This is a genomic window from Catellatospora vulcania (genome assembly GCF_009720385.1).
In the GTDB taxonomy this organism is placed as follows: domain Bacteria; phylum Actinomycetota; class Actinomycetes; order Mycobacteriales; family Micromonosporaceae; genus Catellatospora; species Catellatospora vulcania.
Genome location: NZ_WARX01000001.1, coordinates 76071 through 95946 on the forward strand (window position 1 = coordinate 76071; position 19876 = coordinate 95946).

Here is a 19876-nt window from a genome sequence, read left to right on the forward strand (position 1 = left end):
GGCCGCGCTGGGTTTACGTGTATCGACACACTAGGGTCTGCTGGCATGTCGGCACCACAGCGCCGGCCCGGCAGGTCCGGGCCCCGGCCGTGAACATCGTCAGATACCGGGTGGCCGGTGCGCCCGACGTCCGCATCGGCCTGCACGCCGACGGCGAGGTCACCGAGCTGCGCGGCGTCGCGTCGCTGGCGCAGCTGTGGCGGCTGCCGCTGGCGGAGCTGCGTGACCGGCTGGCCCGGCCCGAGCCCGGCCCCGCGCTGCCGCTGGCGCAGGTGCGCCTGCTCGCGCCCGTCGACGCGACCACCGAGGTATGGGCCGCCGGCGTCACCTACCGGATCTCCCGCGAGGCCCGGATCGAGGAGAGCGAACGCGCCGCCGACGTCTACCAGCTCGTCTACGACGCGGCCCGCCCCGAGCTGTTCTTCAAGTCGGCGGCGTGGCGGGTGCGCGGCCCGGGGCAGGAGATCGGCGTACGCGCGGACTCCGAGGTGGACGTGCCCGAGCCCGAGCTGGCCCTCGTCGTCAACCGGTTCGGCGAGATCGTGGGGTACACGATCTGCGACGACGTGTCGTCGCGCACGATCGAGGGCGAGAACCCGCTGTACCTGCCCCAGGCGAAGATCTACTTCGGGGCCTGTGCCCTCGGGCCGTGGATCACGCCGGTCTGGGCGGTGGCCGACCCCTACGACCTGGCCATCACGCTGGAGATCATGCGCGACGGCGGCACCGCCTGGCAGGGCGCGGCCGGCACCTCTCAACTGCACCGGCGGCTCGACGACCTGGTCGGCCACCTGATGCGCGGCGACGTCCACCCGGACGGGGTGGTCCTGTCCACCGGCACCTGCCTGGTGCCGCCCGCGCCGTTCAGCCTGCGTGACGGCGACGCCGTGCACATCACCATCGGCTCGATCGGCACGCTGGCCAACACCGTGCGGCGGGGCCTGCCCCCGGCCGACGAGACGTGACCGCGTCGACCGGCGGGGAGGACACCGTGCACGAAGAGATCAGGCAGCTGATGGCACAGGCGCCGATGCCGGCGGTCGCCGTCAGCGTCTTCGACCGCACGGCGGTCTGCTTCAGCGAGGTGACCGGCACGGCCGACGTCACGACCGGCAGACCCGCCGGCCCGCACGACTGGTGGGACCTGGCCAGCGTGACCAAGACGCTGGTGACGCTGCCCGAGGTGCTGGAGCGGCTCGACCTCGACAGCCCGCTCGCCGACGCGTGGGCGCCCGCCCGGGGCCACCCGGTCGGCCGGGCGACGGTCCGGCAACTGCTGTCGCACCAGGCGGGACTGCCCGCAGTGGTGCAGTTCTTCCGGACGGCCGCCACGCGGGAGGAGATCGTCGCGCGGGCGGCCGCGATCCCGCTCGTGCGCGCGCCGGGCGGCGGGGCGGAGTACAGCGACCTGGGTTTCCTGCTGCTCGGCGAGGCGGTCCAGGACCAGGCCGGGCTGAGCCTGGCCGAACTCGCGCAGCGGCGCAGCGGCTTCACCTACGGGCCGGTGCCGGGCGCGGCCGTGGCCACCGAGCTCTGCGCGTGGCGCGGCCGGCTGATCGTCGGCGAGGTGCACGACGAGAACGCGTACGCCATGGGCGGCGTCGCCGGCCACGCCGGCGCGTTCGGCACCCTGGCCCAGGTCACAGCGGCGGCCAAGGCCTGGCTGTCCGGCTCGGCCGTGCCGGAGCAGCTGCACCGGGCCGCGACCGCCTGCTGGGCGGCGAACGACTCCGACGAGCGCTTCGGGCTCGGGTGGTGGCTGCCGCCGACCCGGGGTATCGGCGGGCCGTCCGCGGGCCCGGACTCCTACGGCTGCTCGGGATTCGTCGGGAACAGGATCTGGCTGGAGCCTGCCCGCGGCTACGGCGTGGTCGTGCTCAGCAACCGCGTCCACACCACGCGTGAGAACCCGGAGCCGTTCCGGCAGTGGTGCGTCTCGCTGCTCGAAGCCGTGGCCGCGCGCCACCGATGACGGCGTCCCGGTCCTGCCGACCTCAGAACGAGCAGTTGACCAGGTGGCACTCGGGGGTCAGCGCGACGCCGAACCTTGCCTGTACGCCGTCGCGGATGTGCGCGGCGAACTTCAGCACGTCCGCGGTGGTCGCTCCGCCGCGGTTGGTCAGGGCGAGGGTGTGCCGCGAGGAGAGCGCGACGGCGCCGTTGCCCCACTCGGTCCCGTAACCCGGACCGAACCCGGCCTGCTGGATGAGCCAGGCTGCGTGCAGCTTGGTGCCCTTGGCGTCCGGCTGGCCGGGGCAGTCCCGGGCCCGGTCCGGCACCTCGGCCAGCACCGGGTTCAGGAAGAACGACCCGACGCTCCAGGTGTCGTGGTCGGCGGGGTCCAGGACCATCTTGCGCTGGCGGCGCTGGGCCAGGACCGCCTCGCGCACGTCGGCCGGGTCCGCCGTGCCGCCGACCTCGATCCCCAGCCGCTCGGCGACCGCCGGGAACGTGACGGGGGCGGACTGCCCGTCGCGGCGCAGCCGGAACGTGACGTCCAGCACGACCCAGCGGTCGCTGTGCTTGAACACCGACTGCCGGTGGCTGCCGAACCCGCACCGCTCCGGCGACCAGACCTCCACCTCGCCGGTGGTGCGGTCGTACACGGTGACCGACTCCAGCACGTCCGAGGTCACGGTGCCGTACGCGCCGACGTTCTGCACGGGTGTGCCGCCGACCGAGCCCGGGATGCCGGACAGCGCCTCGACCCCGGACAGGCCCTCCGCCAGCACGGTACGCACGAGGTGATCCCACTCGACTCCGGCGGCGGCGGTGACCAGCTCGCCGTCGATGTCGAACTCGGCCGACTCCATCTTGACGACCGTGCCGTCCCAACCGACGTCGCCGACCACCAGGTTCGAGCCGCCACCCAGCACGAACAGCGGCTCGTCGGTCGTGCCCGCGTCGCGGAGCAACTCGATCGCGTGCGGCGTGCTGCGGGCGACTTCCAGCCGTCCTACCGGGCCACCGACCCGCATGGTGGTCAGCTCAGCAAACGTGATGGTCACGGGCCGAAGCCTACCGAGCGGGCAGCACTCGCCACCCGGCGGTCGCCACGGCGGGCAAGGCTAGGAGCTCGTGCGGGGCTGGTTCAGGCGGATCATGTTCCCGGCCGGGTCGCGGAACGCGCAGTCGCGTACGCCGTAAGCCTGGTCCGCGGGCTCCTGGAGCACCTCGGCACCCGAAGCGCGGATGTGCTCGAAGGCGGCGTCCACGTCGTCGGTGGTGAAGATCAGCCCGCGCAGCAGGCCCTTGGCCAGCAGGTCGTACTGCTTCTGCTTGTCCTCGGCGGAGGCGTCCGGGTGGGAATCGGGGGTCTCGATGGTGATCTCGAGTTCGGGCTGGCCCGGCGGCACGACGGTCACCCAGCGCATGCCCTCGTAGCTGACATCGGTGCGGACCTCGAAACCGAGGACGTCGCGGTAGAACCCGAGGGCCTTGTCATGATCGTCGACGATGATGAAGCAGTGCGAGACCTTGATGTCCATGTGACTCACGTTACCGACGACGACCGGCCGAAGCGGCTTGCCTGCTCAGTGCGTCCCGCATGATCGGCCGGTCCTAGATCACCGGGGCAGCGAACCTGATCATCGGCCGGTAGCATCTGGCCGATGCACCGCCAGCACAACCCCCGTCCCGACGAGCGCATGCAATGGATGGACGCCCTGCGGGCCATCGCTGCCGGCACCGTCGTCGTCTTCCACCTCGTCAGTTACGGCTTCCCCGCCCTGCGCCCCCTGTGGCTGGTCCGCCAGATCGACCTCGGGCGGTACGGGGTGATGCTCTTCTTCCTGGTGAGCGGGTACGTGATCGCCATGGCGCTGGAGCGCTACCGGCACCTCGGCGCCTTCTGGATCGGGCGGGTGTTCCGGCTCTACCCCGCCTACCTCGTCTCCGCCCTGGCCATGGCGGCGGTGCTGATGACCGGCTACCGGCCCTATCGCGCATACGATCTCGGCGACCCGGCGATCTCGGCGATCTCCCATGCCGCGATGCTCGGCGAGTTCACCGGCGCCTCACCACTGGTCGGGGTCTACTGGACCCTCTCCTACGAGATGGTCTTCTACCTCGTGGTCTCGGCGCTGTTCGTGTTCGGGCTGCAACGCCGGGCGCACTGGTGGGCGCTCGGGCTCGCCGGCGTGGCACTGCTGCTCGGCGGAGTGCTGCCCGGGGCCCTCATCGGCGTCGCGGACAGTCACCGCCTCATCGCCGCGTCGGCGCTGCTCCTGCTGCTGGCGGGAAGCATCGCCGCGTACGTCTGGGGCGGCCGGCGGGCCTGGGTCGGGGCCGGGCTGGGCGGCCTGGCGCTGCTCGGCTACGTCGCGCTCAACGGGCGGCTCTGGGAACGGACCCAGGCCATCGCCTCCTGGAACGTGCTGACCTTGCTCGCCATCATGTTCGCCGGCAGCGTCGTCTTCTACGCCCACCGTGGTGTCCTGCGGCGGCCGGTCGCCTTCGCGGTGCTCGCGGCCGTCCTGGTGGAGATCGTCGCCGCGACGTGGGTGCACCTCGCGGACCAGCCGTGGGCTGCACACCGGCTCGCGTCCATGCGGCAGAACGCGCTGGTCACGCTGCTCGCGGTCGTGATCACCTTCGCCGCCGTGTTCATGCTGCGCAACCGGAGGTTCCCGCGCGCCCTGATCTGGCTGGGCCGGGTCAGCTACTCCACCTACCTCTTCCACAACGTCGTCCTCTTCGCGCTGCTGTCGGCGATCCGGCCGGCGCGCATGAGCTGGCCGGCACAGGCCGTGCTGTTCGTCGCGACCCTCATCGCGATCCTCGTGGTCTCGGAACTGTCCTACCGGCTCGTCGAGCGGCCCGGCCAGGCGCTGGCCAAGCGGCTCTCGCGTCGCTTCCGCGCAGACGAGCCGCAGCCCGGCCCGCGCCCGCCCGTGCCGTCGCAGCGGACCGAGCCGGATCCCGTGGCGGAACCCGCCGCCGCGAGGTGAGCAGCGACGCCGGCCGTCCGCAGGGGAGCCGGCGGATGCCGGGTAGGGCCCTGCGGCCCGACGGAAGGCGAAAGCGCGAGGTCGATGGGCTTTGATAAGCCCCGTGTTATCGCACGGCCGGAGAACCGACCTTGATCGGGACCTGGAGGCTTCGGCAGGGTGAGGCCATGCACCTGGACCTGACCACCATGTATGCGATGCACGTGCTGTTCCCGCCGGACCCGGCCGCGCAGTCCCGAGGGGCCGTCAAGTGAACCCGGAGGCAAGGAGGCTACCGACCGGGTTCGGGCGGCTGTGGACCGCACAGACGGTGTCCTCGCTCGGTGACGGGGTGATGCACGCGGCCCTGCCGCTGCTCGCGTTGACCCTGACGCGGGATCCGATGGCACTGGCCGTCGTCACGGCCGCCGGGACCCTGCCCTGGCTGCTCTTCGGGATACTCGGCGGTGCGCTGGTGGACCGCTGGGACCGCCGACGCACGATGTGGACGGCGGACATCGCGCGCGCGGCACTGCTCGCGATACCGGTGTCCGCCGCCGCGCTCGACGTGCTGAGCATCCCGCTGCTCGCGGCCGTCGCCTTCCTGCTCAGCCTCGGCGGCCTCTTCTTCGACACGGCCGCCACGGCCTATCTGCCAGACCTGCTCGGCCGCGATCCCGCATTCCTGGAGCGTGCCAACGCCCGCCTGCGCGGTGCCCAGACCGCCATGTCCGGCTTCGCGGGGCCGCCTGCGGGCAGTGCGCTGCTCGTGCTCGGGCGGGCGGCGCCGCTGCTCGCCGACGCGGTGTCGTTCGCGCTCTCCGCCGTGCTCGTGCGGTCGCTGCCCGCCGTGCCCCGGCCCGCACCCGCGGCCCGCGAGTCGCTGCTCCGGCAGGCGCGGGCCGGGGCCGCGTACGTCTTCCGGGATCGGCTGCTGCTCGGGCTCGCGCTCCGTCCGGCGGTCGGGAACGTCGCCTTCCTCGCCGTGGAGACCGTGCTCGCCCTGTTCGCGCACGACCGTCTCGGTATGGGCGCCTTCGGCTTCGGCCTGCTCCTGACGGCCGAGGCCACCGGCGGCCTGCTCGGCGCGGGCATCGCCTCCTTCCTCGGCCGGCGACTCGGCACCGGCACCGCGCTGATCTGCACGGCCATGGTCGAAGGGCTCGCCATCCTGGGGCTCGCCGCCGCCCCGAATCCTTACGTGGCCGGGCTCGCGCTCGCTGCCTGCGGGGCCGGCATGGGCGCCACGATGGTGCTCGGCCCCTCCCTGCGGCAGGCGATCGTCCCGGCTCACCTGATGGGCCGCGTCGCCTCCACCTCCCGCATGCTCGCCATGTGCGCCGCCCCGTTCGGTGCCTTCCTCGGCGGCTGGCTGGCCACCACGTACGACGTACGCACCCCGCTCTACGCCGCCGCCGGTCTCCTCATTGCCATGACCGCCATCACGGCGACCATGACCAGCAACCGCCGGGTCGAGGCGGCGCTGCGTGGTTCTTCCGACCTTGAGAGTCCGGCTGAGGAAAGCCACCCGCCGACCGGATCGCGTGGGAAGCAGCTACCAGCGACCCTCCGCCGTCCACTGCCTCAGCTCCCCGCTCATCATGCGTTCCCAAAAGAGCCCGGCGTTGTCGCGAAAGTATAAATGTGGTCCGTTGAAGGCGTCGGCATCGCCCACCAGAAGTGCTTTTGCTTCGGCGAATTCCTGTGGGCTCAATTCGATCTGCTCGCCGGGGACTATCGCCGCCAGGTACTTGATCGGTTGCCGGACGAAAGCGCCATCCGTGAACACGTCAACGTGCAACTCGGCATCGTAGACGGGCAGTGACGACGCATTCAGGACCTTGATGACGTCGGATCGGTTGTCTTTCCAGAAGCCGATTCTCGCCGCTTGGTCGCGCGCCTGATCCGCCATCTGCTGACGCCGCGCCTGCTCCGCCCTCTGGTCGCGTTCTGACTCGACCTTGAACAGCCGGTAGGCGACATATCCCGCGACACCCGCAAGAATCATTCCACCGAATGATCCGATCGCGTCAAGGGTGCTCCAGAAATCCACAAAACAGAAGGTAACGCCGGGCCTCAACCAAAACGCCATCCGAGGTGGTGGGGAAAGTGTCCGGTCGTCGAGAGCGGAGAGCTGCCCGAACCGTGGCCTGCGTCAACGGGCGGTTTGGTCCTGGGCCGAACCGGAGCGCCGTGCCCGGGGCCGGGCCGGTGTCGAGGGCCGGAACCTTCGGAACGGATGGCCGTAGCCGGCCGGGACAAAGTCGCCCGCGGTCGCGCATACGTTTGAAGCCGCCGATCTGCTTCTCGCAGGTCAGCGGCTTCTTTGTGCTGGTGGTGAGTGGTGCCCCCGGCAGGATTCGAACCTGCGCCCCCGCCTCCGGAGGGCGGTGCTCTATCCCCTGAGCTACGGGGGCTCAGCGACCGTCAAAGAGTAGCAGGTCCCCTTCGTGGCCTCGAATCGGTATCCGGCTCGGCCGTTCGGCCGATGGCGTGTCGTGTCGATCATCGGTTCAGGGCCGGTTAATCCGATCCTGCCCCTGCTGGCTGCGGGTGACGATGTGGCGTTGCACCACTTCCACCCCTCCGGAGGACTCATGAACAAGCGTCTGCTGGCGCCGCTGGCCGTCGTCTCGCTGGCGGCTGTGGGCGCCGGACTCGCCACGCTGTTCGCCATGCCCGCGCAGGCGGCACACCCAGCGCCGACCGCTCCGTACGACGCGGTGTTGCACCAGCCGCACCACAACACCAAGGCGAAGGTCTTCACGCGCGGCTGCACGGAGATCGGCAACCTCGCCGCGGCCGACAAGGACGGCTGGGTGTTCAACATCGCGCCGGACGAGTTCGACACCGCCGTCGGCATGTGGGCGAAGTTCGACACCGGCAGCGGCCAGGTGACCACGTACATCAAGGACTCCGATGCCGACGCGTACCCGCACGGGTTCGCCAACGCCACCAACAAGCATCTGGCCTGGGTGGTCGTGCCGGCCGGCTGGACGCTGCTGGACGCCGAGGGCAAGAGCGTCGGCAGCAAGGACGTGGACCGGATCGTGGTGACGCACACCTGCGCCGGTGAGGGTGGCAACACCCCGTCGCCGTTCCCGTCGGAGTCGCCGAGCGGCACGCCGACGCCGGGGACGCCGACTCCGGGCACGCCGACCCCTGGCACGACCGAGACGCCTGGCACGTCGGAGACGCCGGACGTGCCGGGCGACTCGCCGTCGCCGTCGGAGCCGGGCCTGCCGGTGACCGGCGCGGCCGTGACCGTCTTCGCCGCCGTGGGCCTGGCCCTGGTCGTCGGCGGGGTGGGCACGCTGTTCCTGGTGCGCCGCCGCCGCGATCTGCCGACCGAGATCTGATCGCGAGTCGGTCCTGACCCGGGCACGAAGAGATGATGAAGGCCCCGCCGGAGTTCTGGCGGGGCCTTCATCATGCGTACACCGTTCAGCGTTTGGCGAGCGTGGCCTGCAGTTGCTGCATCTCGGAGATCTCCAGCGTCTGGCGGGCCTTCATGCCCTTGGCCAGCCAGAGCACGTCGGGATCGTCGGTCCGGGTCAGCACGGCGTCGACCATGTGCACGCCGCCCAGGTGATGTTTGATCATCATCTCCAGGAACAGGCGGTCGACGTCCTTGCCGGCGGCGTTCTCCAGCGCGGTCATCTCCTGCGGCGTGGCCATGCCTGGCATCAGGTTGCCGTTCAGTGCCGCGTCACCGTCGGGCATCCAGGCCATCGGCTTGGCGGCGGAGTTGAGGTTGAGGCCCCAGTCCCGCAGCCACTGGCCCATGATGCCGATCTGGCCCTGCTGGGTCAGCGCGATGTCCTCGCCGATGGTCCGCACCTCGTGCGCGTAGCCCTTCTTGGCGGCGATCATGCCCATGGCGACGGCCTGAGCGTGGTGCGACGTCATGTCACGGGCGAAGCCGGCGGCGGCCGAGTCGTCGGCCGGGGTGCCGGGCGCGGCCAGCCGGGTCACGCCGAAACCGATGGCGAGCCCGACCAGCAGCGCGAGCGCCACGGAGAGGGCCAGCCCTCGCGTGCTGAACCGAGGGCTGTTCCCCACGTCCGTCATGGTGCTCCTGTCAGCCCTGCTGCTGCTGGGCGAGTGCGGCGGCCTGCTCCTCGGTCAGCGGCTTGTCGCCGGTGGCGGTGTTGCCGCCGGAGCACGTCGCGCCCGCTTCCTGGGTCGCGTTCACGCGCAGCGCGCCGATGAAGTCGTCGATCCGGGAGTCGCTCGCGTCGTCGACCTTGAGCTGGTACGACCAGGCCTGCAGGGAGATCGGCTTGTCCAGGTTCGCGACCGGGCTCATCAGCATCATCTCCTTGCCCTCGACCTTGGCGGCCAGCTTGGCCACCTGGTCGGCGGGCAGGTCCGCGCGGTACGTGACCCAGACGGCGCCGTGCTCGAGGCTGTGCACCGCGTGCTCGTTGGGGATGGGCGCGTCGTAGACGTTGCCCATGCACTGCTGCCACACGTAGCTGTGCGTGCCGCCGACCGGCGGGCTCTGCTCGTACTTCTCCTGGTTGTACGTGTGGTTGCTCTTGAGCTCGGTGGTGACGTGCGTGATGCCGTCGATGCTGCCGGCGCGCGTCTCCCAGTCGTAGCCCGCGCCGCCCGGCTTGAACGCCGCCCAGGCGCCCCAGCCGATGATGCCGACCGCGAGCAGGCCGACGGCGGCGAACATGGCGATGGGGCCCCAGTTGCGGCCCTGGTTGACCTTGATCGGCGTGATCGGCTTGCGCGGGCCGCCGGCCTTCGGCGGGGTCTTGCCGCCGCCGGTGGTGGTCTTGGTGCCGGGCTTGGCGCCGGCCGCGGGCTTGCCGCCGACCTTCACGAGACCGGGGCGGTGCTGCTCCCCGCCAGGCGTGCTGATGCTCATCGTGGTGTCCGTCACATCGAGGGGATGGGCGCGCCCGCCGAGCGGTGGGACGCGGAGGGCAGAAGTCTACCCGGTTAGCATGGCCGGGTGACTCCCGCGAATATCGCCGATGCCGTCCTGACCGCCGCGAAAGCCGTCTTCACGGCCCGCGACCTCGACCTGGCGGCCCTGCCGGCGGCGGCGACGGTGGAGCGTCCGCGCAACCCGGAGCACGGGGATTACGCCACCAACCTGGCTCTTCAGGTCGCCAAGAAGGTCGGCGCGAACCCGCGTGATCTGGCCTCGGCCCTGGCCGCGGAACTCAGCAAAGTCACAGGTATCGCTGCGGTGGAGATCGCCGGGCCGGGCTTCCTGAACATCCGGGTGGACGCGGCGTCCGCCGGTGAGCTGGCCCGCACGGTGGTCACCCAGGGCCGGGCGTACGGGCACGGCTCGGCGCTGGCCGGGCTGCGGCTGAACCTGGAGTTCGTGTCGGCGAACCCGACCGGCCCGATCCACCTGGGCGGGGTGCGCTGGGCGGCGGTCGGCGACGCGCTGGCGCGACTGCTCAAGGCGGCGGGCGCGGACGTGACCACGGAGTACTACTTCAACGACGCCGGTGCGCAGATCGACCGGTTCGCCAAGTCGCTGCTGGCCGCGGCCCGGGGCGAGCAGACGCCGGAGGACGGCTACGGCGGCGCGTACATCGCCGAGATCGCCGAGGCGGTCCGGGCGAAGCACCCGGGGGCCGATGACCTGGAGACGTTCCGGGTCGAGGGCGTCGAGCTGATGTTCGCGCAGATCAAGTCGTCGCTGAACGAGTTCGGCACGCACTTCGACGTGTACTTCAACGAGAAGGACCTGCACGCCAAGGGCGAGCTGGACCTGGCCCTGGAGCGGCTGCGGGGGCAGGGCCACATCTACGAGTCCGAGGGCGCGACCTGGCTGCGCACCACCGACTTCGGCGACGACAAGGACCGGGTGCTGCGCAAGAGCGACGGCGACTGGACCTACTTCGCCGCCGACTGCGCCTACTACCTGGACAAGCGGGAGCGGGGCGCGGAGAAGATCGTCATGATGCTGGGCGCGGACCACCACGGTTACGTGGGCCGGATGCGCGCGATGTCGGCCTGCTTCGGCGACGACCCGAACGTCAACCTCGAGATTCTCATCGGGCAGATGGTGAACCTGGTCCGCGACGGCCAGCCGATGCGCATGAGCAAGCGCGCGGGCACCGTGGTGACGATGGAGGACCTGGTCGAGGCGATCGGCGTGGACGCCTCCCGGTACGCCCTGGCCCGCTACAGCATCCACTCGCCGATCGACATCGACGTCGACCTGTGGACCCGGGCGACCCGCGACAACCCGGTGTACTACGTGCAGTACGTCGCCGCCCGCTCCGCGAGCGTCGCCCGCAACGCGGCCGAGCTGGGGCTGACCCGTGATTCGGGTGGGTTCGACCCGGCGCTGCTGTCCCACCCGAAGGAGCTGGAGCTGCTCAAGGCGCTCGGCGACTACCCGGCGGTGGTGGCCGGCGCCGCCGAGCTGCGCGAGCCGCACCGGGTGGCGACCTACCTGGAGACCCTGGCCGGGGACTACCACCGGTTCTTCGACAACTGCCGGGTGCTGCCCATGGGGGACGCGCCCATCGAGCCCGTCAACGTCGCCCGGCTCTGGCTCAATGACGCCACCCGCACCGTCATCGCCAACGGCCTCGGCCTGCTCGGCGTGACCGCCCCCGAACGGATGTGAACACCCTTGCGCGCTCATGAGGCTGGGGCCCTGCACGGCGACTTCGGGCACCAGGGACCTTCCTGGCTGCGTACGCCCGCTGACGTGAACGAGCTGATGACGCCGCTGTGGCCGCGGACCGCGAGCAAGGACGCGTCCGGCGTGCTGCACGTGGGCGGCCGGGACGTGGCGTCCCTGGCGCAGGAGTTCGGCACCCCGGCGTACCTGCTCGACGAGGAGGACTTCCGGGCCCGCTGCCGCGACTTCAAGCAGGGCTTCGCGGGGGCTGACGTGTACTACGCGGGCAAGGCGTTCCTGTGCCGGGCGATCGTGCGCATCCTGGTCGAGGAGGAGATGAACCTCGACGTGTGCAGCGGCGGCGAGCTGGCCACCGCGCTGGCGGCGGGCATGGACCCGGCCCGGCTCGCGCTGCACGGCAACAACAAGTCGGTACGCGAGCTGACCCGGGCCGTGGAGACCGGGGTGGGCCGGATCGTGGTCGACTCGTTCGACGAGATCGAGCGCCTGTCGGCGATCGCCCGGGAGCGCGGGGTACGCCCGCGCGTCATGATCCGGGTGACGGTCGGCGTGGAGGCGCACACCCACGAGTTCATCGCGACGGCGCACGAGGACCAGAAGTTCGGGTTCTCGCTGGCGGGCGGCAAGGCGTTCGAGGCGGCCCGGCTCATCCTGGAGCAGGGCACGCTGGAGCTGCGCGGCCTGCACTCGCACATCGGCTCGCAGATCTTCGACACGTCGGGCTTCGAGGTCAGCGCCCGGCGCATCCTCACCCTGCAGGAGCGCATCCGCACCGAGCTGGGGGCGGAGCTGCCCGAGCTGGACCTGGGCGGCGGCTTCGGCATCGCGTACACCAGCCAGGACACGCCCTCACCCGCCGGCGACCTCGCCGAGCGGATGTTCAAGATCGTGGCGGACGAGTGCCGGGGCCTGGGCATCGCCCAGCCGCACCTGTCCGTGGAGCCGGGCCGCGCCATCGTCGGCCCGTCCACCTTCACGCTGTACGAGGTCGGCACGGTCAAGCCGCTCGACGGCCTGCGCACCTACGTGAGCGTGGACGGCGGCATGAGCGACAACATCCGCACCGCGCTGTACGACGCGTCGTACTCGGCGACGCTGGCGTCGCGTGCGTCACAGGCGGAACCGATTCTTGCCCGCGTGGTGGGAAAACATTGTGAGGCGGGGGACGTGGTGGTGAAGGATGAATTCCTGCCCGCTGACGTCCGGCCCGGAGATCTTATTGCGGTGCCGGGAACCGGCGCCTACTGCCGGAGCATGGCCAGCAATTACAACCACGTGCCGCGGCCGCCGGTCGTGGCGGTGCGGGACGGGCAGGCTCGGGTGATCGTGCGCAGGGAGACCGAGGACGATCTCCTGGCGTTGGACGTGGGGTAGGGCGCGACTGCGCCCTGTCCAGGTGAGCGTTACGGGAGACGAAGTGGCTGACTCGGTCAAGGTGGCGCTGCTGGGATGCGGCGCCGTCGGCTCGGAGGTCGTACGCCTGCTGCACGAGCAGGCCGCCGACCTCACGGCGCGTATCGGCGCCCCCGTCGAGCTGGTCGGCATCGCCGTGCGCAGAGCGGGCCGCGACCGCAGTGATCTGCCGGTCAGCGCCGACCTGTTCACCACGGACGCCCTCGGCCTGGTCAAGCGCGACGACGTGGACGTGGTCATCGAGGTGGTGGGCGGCATCGAGCCGGCCCGCACCTGGCTGGTCGAGGCGCTGCGCGCGGGCAAGTCCGTGATCACGGGCAACAAGGCGCTGCTGGCTGAGGACGGCGGCAGCCTGCACGACGCCGCCGCCGAGGGCGGGGCCGACCTGTACTACGAGGCGTCGGTGGCGGGCGCGATCCCGCTGCTGCGCCCGCTGCGGGAGTCCCTGCACGGCGACCGCATCACCCAGGTCACCGGCATCGTGAACGGCACCACGAACTTCATCCTCTCGGCGATGGACGCCACCGGCGCGGGCTTCTCCGAGGCCCTCGAAGAGGCGACCGCGCTCGGCTACGCCGAGGCCGACCCGACCGCCGACGTGGAGGGCTTCGACGCCGCCGCGAAGGCCGCGATCCTGGCCAGCCTGGCCTTCCACACCCGGGTCAAGGCCGCCGACGTGTACCGCGAGGGCATCACCGAGGTCAGCGCGGCCGACGTGGCCAGTGCCAAGGCGATGGGCTGCACGATCAAGCTGCTGTGCATCGCGGGCCGCACGCCCGACGGCGGCGTCAGCGTCCGCGTGCACCCGGCGATGATCCCGCGCACGCACCCGCTGGCCGGGGTCGGCGAGGCGTTCAACGCCGTGTTCGTCGAGGCCGAGGCCGCCGGTCAGCTGATGTTCTACGGCCGCGGCGCGGGTGGCGCGCCGACCGCCAGCGCGGTGCTCGGCGACCTGGTCGCCGTCGGCCGCAACCGCCTGGCCGGGGTACGCGCCGCCAGCGAGTCCGTCTACGCCGACCTGCCGGTCCACCCGATGGGCGAGGTCCGCACCCGCTACCACGTCTCCCTCGACGTGGCCGACCGAGCCGGCGTGCTGGCCTCGGTCGCCGGGGTCTTCGCCCGCCACGACGTCTCCATCGCCACCGTCAACCAGTCGGGCCGCGGCGACGAGGCCAGCCTCGTCATCGTCACCCACTCCGCCCCCGACAGCGCCCTCGCCGCCACGGTCGCCGAACTCCGTACCCTCGACTTCGTCCGAGCCGTAGCCTCCGTCCTGCGGGTGGAGTTCTAGCCTCCTCGCGTTGATCATGAACTTATGGCACGGCTCGTCGGCGTGTCGGCGGCACAAGTTCATGATCAACGGTAAGGATGCGCGCGTCTCGCTGCGTGGAACCCGAGTGGAGTTACGGGCGGCGAGGCGGCAAGGTACTCGATGACACTCGGTAAGGAGGCCAGCATGTGGCGTGGGTTGATCGAGCAGTACCGGGACCGGCTGCCGGTGACGGACAAGACGCCCGTGATCACGCTGCACGAGGGCAACACGCCGCTGGTGCCGGCACCGGTGCTGTCCGACCGCACCGGGTGTGACGTCTACCTGAAGGTCGAGGGCGCCAACCCGACCGGCTCCTTCAAGGACCGCGGCATGACGGTGGCCGTCTCCACGGCCGTCGAGCACGGCGCGAAGGCGATCATCTGCGCCTCCACCGGCAACACCTCCGCCAGCGCCGCGGCGTATGCCGCCCGCGCCGGCATCACCTGTGCCGTGCTCGTGCCGCAAGGCAAGATCGCGCTGGGCAAGCTCGCCCAGGCGCTGGTGCACGGCGCGAAGCTGCTCCAGGTCAGCGGCAACTTCGACGACTGCCTGGCGATGGCGGGCAAGCTGTCCCAGGACTACCCGGTGGCACTGGTCAACTCGGTGAACATCGACCGGCTGCACGGGCAGAAGACCGCCGCGTTCGAGATCGTCGAGGCGCTCGGCGACGCGCCGGACATCCACTGCATGCCGGTCGGCAACGCCGGCAACATCAGCGCGTACTGGCTGGGCTACACCGAGGACGTCGCGGCGGGCAACGCCACGAAGGCCCCGAAGCTGTACGGCTTCCAGGCCGCCGGCTCCGCCCCGATCGTCAACGGTGCGGTCGTGCCGAACCCGTCCACGATCGCCACCGCGATCCGGATCGGCAACCCCGCCTCGTGGACCAAGGCCCTCGACGCGCGCGACGCCTCCGGCGGCCTCATCGACGCCGTCACCGACCGCGAGATCCTCTCGGCGTACCGGTTGCTGGCCCGCGAGGTCGGCGTCTTCGTCGAGCTGGGCTCGGCCGCCAGCGTCGCCGGACTGCTGCAGGCGTCTGCGGCGGGCAAGGTGCCGCCCGGCTCCCGCATCGTCTGCACGGTCACCGGCCACGGCCTCAAGGACCCGGAGTGGGCCATCTCCACCGCCCCCGCCCCGACCACCATCGGCAACGACCCGCTGGTCGCCGCCCGCGAACTCGGCCTCGCCTAACCCCCGCCCCGCCTCGCTCCGCAGGGCGGCGGCTGCAGTTTCGGGGAAAGTGCGCCCATCCGTGGGGATGAGGCTGCAGTTTCCCCGAAACTGCAAAACGCCATCGGGAGGCACGTCACAGCGTGCCCGCGGTCCGTGAGATCGCTCTCAGGTGTACGGTGCGTACGTGCTCAGGGTCCTTACGCGTAGCGCCGACTTCCGCCGCCTGTTCCTTGCCGAGGTCATCGTCTTCGGAGCGGACTGGTTCGTCATGGTTCCGCTGCTGGTGCTGCTCAACCGGGAGACGGGCCAGGGCCTGTGGGGCGGGCTGGCGCTGGCCGTGGAGACGGGCACCGTCGCGCTGCTGCTGCCGTACGCGGGCACCATCGCCGACCGGTTCAACCGCAAGCACATCCTGATCGCGTCCAACCTCTCCGCGCTGGTCGCCGTCGGCGGCCTGTTCCTGGTGCGCGGCCCCGGCGCGGGCCCGATCGCACTGGTCGCGCTGGGGGCGCTCGCCGCGGCGAAGGCGTTCTACACCCCGGCCGCCAACGCGGCGGTGCCCAACCTGGTCGACCCCGCCGACATGGGTCCGGCGATGGCCGTCAACGGCACGGCGTGGGGCACCATGACCGTGGTCGCCTCGTCGGTGGGCGGCCTGCTCACCGAGTGGCTGTCGCCGTACGCCTGCTTCGGCCTGGTCGCGGTGAGCCTGGCGACCTCGGCGCTGCTCACCTCGCGGATCCAGCGGCCGACCCAGGGCACCCTGCCGACCGTGTCGCGTCCGGCGTTCGCGGCGATCCGGGAGGCGATGGGCTACCTGCGCCGCGAGCCGCGGCTGCTGGCCCTGGTGACCGTGAAGTCGGCGGTGGGCACCGGCAACGGCCTGCTGGCCACGTTCCCGCTGATCGCGGCCACGTTCGGGGTGGGCGCGCGGGGGCTCGGCCTCATGTTCGCGGTGCGCGGGCTGGGCAGCATCGTCGGCCCGTTCCTGTTCCGGGCGGCGCTGGCCCGGCCGCACTGGCTGTTCCCGGCGCTGGCGCTGTCCATGTCGACCTACGGCCTGGTGTACGTCGGCGTGGCCGGGGCGGCCTGGTTCCCGGTGGTGCTGGCGGGCATCTTCCTGGCGCACGCGGCCGGCGGCGGCAACTGGGTGATGTCGAACTACGCCATCGCCCAGGAAGTGCCCGACGAGCTGCGCGGCCGGGTCAACGCCACCGACACGATGATCGCGATGCTCGCGGTGACGGTCTCGCAGCTGGTCGTGGGCGCGTTCGTGGACTCGGTGGACTGGCGGGTGCTGGTCGCCTGCTGCGGCGTCACCACGCTGTCGTACGCCGTGGGCTGGTTCCTGGTCACCCGGCGCATCCCGGCCCAGGCCCCGGTGCCCGCGCTCGCCGACTGAGCGGGCTTGACACCCCCTGCTAGCTTAGTGATATCACTTCGATAGTAGAGGGAGCCGCCATGCAGCGTAAGGCGTTCCGGATCTCCGGGTTCATCATGGTCCTCGCGAGCCTGCTGGTGCTTGCCGCAATGATCGCCGTCATCGCCGCGAACGTGGGCGTGCCCGACGCCGACGACGCCGCCGCCGCCATCGTCCCCGCCGTCGCGGCCGGCGCCCTGCTGCTCGTGCTGATCGCGACCGGGTTCATCGTGATCAGCCCGAACGACGCCCGGGTCATCCAGTTCTTCGGCAAGTACGTCGGCACGATCGGCGAGCCCGGCTTCCACTGGACCTGGCCGCTGACCGAGAAGTCGAAGATCTCCAAGCGGATCCGCAACTTCGAGTCCAACCGGCTCAAGGTCTCCGACGCCGACGGCAACCCGGTCGAGATCGCCGCCGTCGTGGTGTGGCGGGTCGTGGACACCTACGCCGCCAAGTTCGCCGTCGACGACTTCGTGCACTTCGTCGAGGTGCAGGCCGAGACCGCGGTGCGGCACCTGGCCACCAGCTACCCGTACGAGGCCCACGCCAGCGGCCGGACCAGCCTGCGCGACAGCGCCGCAGCCAGCGAGGAGCTCACCGCCGAGCTGCGCGAGCGGGTCACCCTGGCGGGCGTCGAGGTGGTCGAGTCGCGGATCACCCATCTCGCCTATGCTGCGGAGATCGCGCAGGCGATGCTGGCCCGCCAGCAGGCGCAGGCCATCGTCGCGGCGCGGTCCACCATCGTGGAGGGCGCGGTCGGCATGGTCTCCAGTGCGCTGGAGCAGCTGCGCGAGCAGGGCGTCGTCGAGCTGGACGAGGAGCGTAAGGCGCACATGGTGTCGAACCTGCTGGTGGTGCTCTGCGGCGACCGCAACGCGCAGCCTGTCGTCAACACGGGCTCCCTCTACTGAGGACATCGCGTGCCTGAACGCAAGAAACTGTTGCTGCGGCTGGATCCCGCGGTGTACGACGCGCTCGCCCGCTGGGCGGCCGACGATCTGCGCAGCGTCAACGCGCAGATCGAGTACGCCCTGCGGGCGGCGCTGAAGTCGGTGGGGCGGCAGGTCGACCGCCCCACCGCCGCCGTGCCCGCCGACGAGGAACCCGCCGATGACTGATCCGCCGTCCGTCTACTCCGGACGCTACAGCGGCGATCCCGGTGCCATGACGGCGTTCTCCACCACCGGCGGGCGGCGCCGCCCGGCGAACACCGCGCCGATCAGCAGACCCGTCCAGATCAGGTGGAACAGCCAGAGGACGAGGCTGACGAAGCTGATCATGGCGTAACGCGAGCTGCCGCCTTCCTCGATCACCGAGCGCAGGCCGAAGGTCTGCCACCAGGTGCTGACCAGGAAGGTCAGCGCGCCCAGCGCGGTCGCCGCGACGGTGAGGCCGGTGGCGGCGGAGCCCAGGCGGGCCCGTTGCGCCAGCGCCGCGACCAGGCCGGCGATCATCAGCAGTACGCCGACGGCCTGCGGCAGGATGACGCCGAGCAACGACAGGTCGAACGATTCCACAGCTTCTCCCGAGGGGTGGGCGACCCCGACACCGTATCGAGCGCCCGCCATCCGGCCGCAGCCGCGTCGTGGTCCGTCCACACCGCAGTTGCTGACCTGCGGATGCGGCCACCGTCCGGCGACGGCCTCCCGAGGACTGGGCGGCCCGGCCACCGGATCGGCCGACGGGAGGGGCGGCGGCCCTACCATGACCACCGTGACGATCTCCTTCGCGCCCGGGGCGTACACCGTCCACGCGCCCGCCACCAGCGCCAACCTCGGACCGGGCTTCGACGCCCTGGGCCTGGCGCTGGACCTCTGCGACGAGGTCACCGCCTGGGTGTCCGACGACGGCAAGACCGCCGTCGAGGTGACCGGGGAGGGCGCGGGCGAGCTGCCCGCCGACGAGACCCACCTGGTCGTACGCGCGATGCGGGAGACCTTCGCCGAGCTGGGCGCCCAGCCCCGGGGCCTGGGCCTGCGCTGCGTCAACCGGATCCCGCAGGCGCGCGGCATGGGCTCCTCCAGCGCTGCCATCACGGCCGGGGTGACCCTGGCCAACGCGCTCTCCGGCGGCCGGCTGACCCGGGCCGACGAGGTCCGCATCGCGGGACGGATCGAGGGGCACCCGGACAACATCGCGCCGTGCCTGCTCGGCGGCTTCACCATCGCCTGGACCGAGGCGGGCGGGGCGCGTGCCGTCGCGCTGCCGGTGGCGGCCGAGATCCGGCCGACGGTGTTCGTGCCCGCCGTACGCGGCCTGACCGCCCACGCGCGGGCCGCGCTGCCCGCGACCGTGCCGCACGCCGACGCCGCCTTCAACGCGGGCCGGGCGGCCCTGCTCACCCACGCCCTGACCAGCGCCCCTGGGCTGCTCTTCGAGGCCACCGAGGACCGCCTGCACCAGGGCTACCGGGCGGCGGGAATGCCGGAGACCGCCGCGCTGGTCGCACAGCTGCGCGCGGCCGGCGTCGCGGCCGTGGTGAGCGGGGCAGGGCCGAGCGTGCTGGCGCTTTCGTCCGTGCCGTCCGGTTTCGAGCACGATGGGAGTTGGTTGGCACACACTCTTGCGGTGTTCGCTGGTGGCGCCCGAGTTTCAGCGGGTAGGATCCCTGGTTAGAAACCGGGGCGTATCACCTGTCTTTTGCAGCATTTCAGACACGCCGAGTAGCCCGGTGTTGCCGCTGGTCTCAGTCGTTGATTACGCTCTAGGGCAGCACAGCCGCGAAGCGCCCGATCTTGCGGGGCGGCGCAACCGGAGCTCGGTTCAGACGGATACGTTCGCCAAACGGCCGTCCACCCCCAGTCCTATGCCTGCCGCAGACTGATCGCACGCTCCAGGCGTGTCCACGCCGTCGTATGTGGACGGTGGCGGAACGCTGTCGTGACTGCGCAAAAACTCCCGTAGCGCTCTGGATGAGCACCACGGGTTTCCGAGGCCGCCCGGCCGCCAACTGTCGTTAGAAGACCCGGGCTGCCCCGGCCAATCGAGGGAAGGAA

General features: G+C 71.2%; 19 protein-coding genes and 1 tRNA gene. 13 read left to right on the forward strand and 7 right to left on the reverse strand.

The window, feature by feature from the left end:
* The first annotated feature begins 89 nt into the window (after nt 1-89).
* Nucleotides 90-965, forward strand: a complete 876-nt coding sequence (locus tag F6W97_RS19540; RefSeq protein WP_155371867.1) for a fumarylacetoacetate hydrolase family protein — start codon at nt 90-92, stop codon at nt 963-965.
* Nucleotides 962-1972, forward strand: a complete 1011-nt coding sequence (locus F6W97_RS19545) for a serine hydrolase domain-containing protein (protein ID WP_155371869.1) — start codon at nt 962-964, stop codon at nt 1970-1972. The genes F6W97_RS19540 and F6W97_RS19545 overlap by 4 nt, the downstream gene beginning before the upstream one ends.
* Before the next feature lie 22 nt (nt 1973-1994).
* On the opposite strand, the gene F6W97_RS19550 is transcribed toward F6W97_RS19545, so the two are convergent.
* Together F6W97_RS19550 and F6W97_RS19555 are read right to left on the reverse strand one after the other, a co-directional pair.
* Entirely contained in the window at nt 1995-3008 is a 1014-nt protein-coding gene (locus tag F6W97_RS19550) for a UDP-N-acetylmuramate dehydrogenase (RefSeq protein WP_155371870.1), read from the reverse strand.
* 60 nt (nt 3009-3068) lie between these two features.
* On the reverse strand, nt 3069-3488 hold the full coding sequence (locus tag F6W97_RS19555) for a VOC family protein (protein ID WP_155371872.1): 420 nt from the start codon (nt 3486-3488) through the stop codon (nt 3069-3071).
* 123 nt (nt 3489-3611) lie between these two features.
* Between F6W97_RS19555 and F6W97_RS19560 the strand changes: the two genes are divergently transcribed.
* Nucleotides 3612-4949: an acyltransferase family protein gene (locus F6W97_RS19560; RefSeq protein WP_155371873.1), complete on the forward strand. Its 1338-nt coding sequence runs from the start codon at nt 3612-3614 to the stop codon at nt 4947-4949.
* A gap of 250 nt (nt 4950-5199) precedes the next feature.
* A complete protein-coding gene (locus F6W97_RS19565; protein ID WP_230686820.1) occupies nt 5200-6570 on the forward strand; it encodes an MFS transporter in 1371 nt (456 codons plus the stop codon).
* On the opposite strand, the gene F6W97_RS19570 is transcribed toward F6W97_RS19565, so the two are convergent.
* Both F6W97_RS19570 and F6W97_RS19575 read right to left on the reverse strand, forming a co-directional pair.
* Nucleotides 6484-6981, reverse strand: a complete 498-nt coding sequence (locus F6W97_RS19570; protein WP_155371875.1) for a hypothetical protein — start codon at nt 6979-6981, stop codon at nt 6484-6486. The genes F6W97_RS19565 and F6W97_RS19570 overlap by 87 nt on opposite strands.
* Before the next feature lie 289 nt (nt 6982-7270).
* Nucleotides 7271-7345: transfer RNA gene (locus F6W97_RS19575), tRNA-Arg, on the reverse strand.
* A gap of 180 nt (nt 7346-7525) precedes the next feature.
* Here F6W97_RS19575 and F6W97_RS19580 point away from each other — a divergent pair.
* Nucleotides 7526-8287: an LPXTG cell wall anchor domain-containing protein gene (locus F6W97_RS19580; RefSeq protein WP_155371877.1), complete on the forward strand. Its 762-nt coding sequence runs from the start codon at nt 7526-7528 to the stop codon at nt 8285-8287.
* Nucleotides 8288-8372: 85 nt separating this feature from the next.
* Here the strand turns inward: F6W97_RS19580 and F6W97_RS19585 are convergent, their stop codons facing one another.
* Complete coding sequence (locus F6W97_RS19585; protein ID WP_155371880.1) at nt 8373-8999, reverse strand: DUF305 domain-containing protein; 627 nt, start codon at nt 8997-8999, stop codon at nt 8373-8375.
* Nucleotides 9000-9009: 10 nt separating this feature from the next.
* Nucleotides 9010-9807, reverse strand: a complete 798-nt coding sequence (locus tag F6W97_RS19590; protein WP_155371882.1) for a DUF3105 domain-containing protein — start codon at nt 9805-9807, stop codon at nt 9010-9012.
* An 87-nt stretch (nt 9808-9894) separates the two neighbouring features.
* Here F6W97_RS19590 and argS point away from each other — a divergent pair, with 87 nt between their 5' ends.
* The 7 genes from argS to F6W97_RS19625 all read left to right on the forward strand — a co-directional run bounded on the left by argS (nt 9895) and on the right by F6W97_RS19625 (nt 17998).
* Nucleotides 9895-11538 carry an arginine--tRNA ligase gene (gene argS, locus F6W97_RS19595; protein WP_155371883.1) on the forward strand — a complete coding sequence of 548 codons (1644 nt, stop codon included), beginning with the start codon at nt 9895-9897 and terminating at the stop codon, nt 11536-11538.
* A 6-nt stretch (nt 11539-11544) separates the two neighbouring features.
* Complete coding sequence (lysA, locus tag F6W97_RS19600) at nt 11545-12930, forward strand: diaminopimelate decarboxylase (RefSeq protein WP_155371885.1); 1386 nt, start codon at nt 11545-11547, stop codon at nt 12928-12930.
* 43 nt (nt 12931-12973) lie between these two features.
* Nucleotides 12974-14260 carry a homoserine dehydrogenase gene (locus F6W97_RS19605; protein WP_155371887.1) on the forward strand — a complete coding sequence of 429 codons (1287 nt, stop codon included), beginning with the start codon at nt 12974-12976 and terminating at the stop codon, nt 14258-14260.
* 165 nt (nt 14261-14425) lie between these two features.
* Complete coding sequence (gene thrC / locus F6W97_RS19610) at nt 14426-15475, forward strand: threonine synthase (protein ID WP_155371888.1); 1050 nt, start codon at nt 14426-14428, stop codon at nt 15473-15475.
* A gap of 166 nt (nt 15476-15641) precedes the next feature.
* Nucleotides 15642-16859, forward strand: a complete 1218-nt coding sequence (locus tag F6W97_RS19615) for an MFS transporter (protein ID WP_155371890.1) — start codon at nt 15642-15644, stop codon at nt 16857-16859.
* A 59-nt stretch (nt 16860-16918) separates the two neighbouring features.
* Nucleotides 16919-17791: an SPFH domain-containing protein gene (locus F6W97_RS19620; RefSeq protein WP_155371892.1), complete on the forward strand. Its 873-nt coding sequence runs from the start codon at nt 16919-16921 to the stop codon at nt 17789-17791.
* A 9-nt stretch (nt 17792-17800) separates the two neighbouring features.
* Nucleotides 17801-17998, forward strand: a complete 198-nt coding sequence (locus F6W97_RS19625) for a type II toxin-antitoxin system antitoxin (RefSeq protein WP_155371894.1) — start codon at nt 17801-17803, stop codon at nt 17996-17998.
* 24 nt (nt 17999-18022) lie between these two features.
* Here the strand turns inward: F6W97_RS19625 and F6W97_RS19630 are convergent, their stop codons facing one another.
* Nucleotides 18023-18397 (reverse strand): hypothetical protein, encoded by a 375-nt coding sequence (locus F6W97_RS19630; protein ID WP_155371896.1) that lies wholly within the window; start codon nt 18395-18397, stop codon nt 18023-18025.
* A gap of 196 nt (nt 18398-18593) precedes the next feature.
* Between F6W97_RS19630 and thrB the strand changes: the two genes are divergently transcribed.
* The gene (gene thrB, locus F6W97_RS19635) at nt 18594-19496 is read left to right on the forward strand and encodes a homoserine kinase (protein WP_230686821.1); all 903 of its coding nucleotides are present in this window, start codon (nt 18594-18596) and stop codon (nt 19494-19496) included.
* Nucleotides 19497-19876: the final 380 nt, after the last annotated feature.

Bases quoted from the DNA above. Each gene is read 5' to 3' on its own strand.
- F6W97_RS19620 (WP_155371892.1), top strand. From the start codon at position 16,919: ATGCAGCGTAAGGCGTTCCGGATCTCCGGGTTCATCATGGTCCTCGCG.
- F6W97_RS19585 (WP_155371880.1), bottom strand. From the start codon at position 8,999: ATGACGGACGTGGGGAACAGCCCTCGGTTCAGCACGCGAGGGCTGGCC.
- F6W97_RS19560 (WP_155371873.1), top strand. From the start codon at position 3,612: ATGCACCGCCAGCACAACCCCCGTCCCGACGAGCGCATGCAATGGATG.
- F6W97_RS19580 (WP_155371877.1), top strand. From the start codon at position 7,526: ATGAACAAGCGTCTGCTGGCGCCGCTGGCCGTCGTCTCGCTGGCGGCT.
- F6W97_RS19590 (WP_155371882.1), bottom strand. From the start codon at position 9,807: ATGAGCATCAGCACGCCTGGCGGGGAGCAGCACCGCCCCGGTCTCGTG.
- F6W97_RS19555 (WP_155371872.1), bottom strand. From the start codon at position 3,488: ATGGACATCAAGGTCTCGCACTGCTTCATCATCGTCGACGATCATGAC.
- thrC (WP_155371888.1), top strand. From the start codon at position 14,426: ATGTGGCGTGGGTTGATCGAGCAGTACCGGGACCGGCTGCCGGTGACG.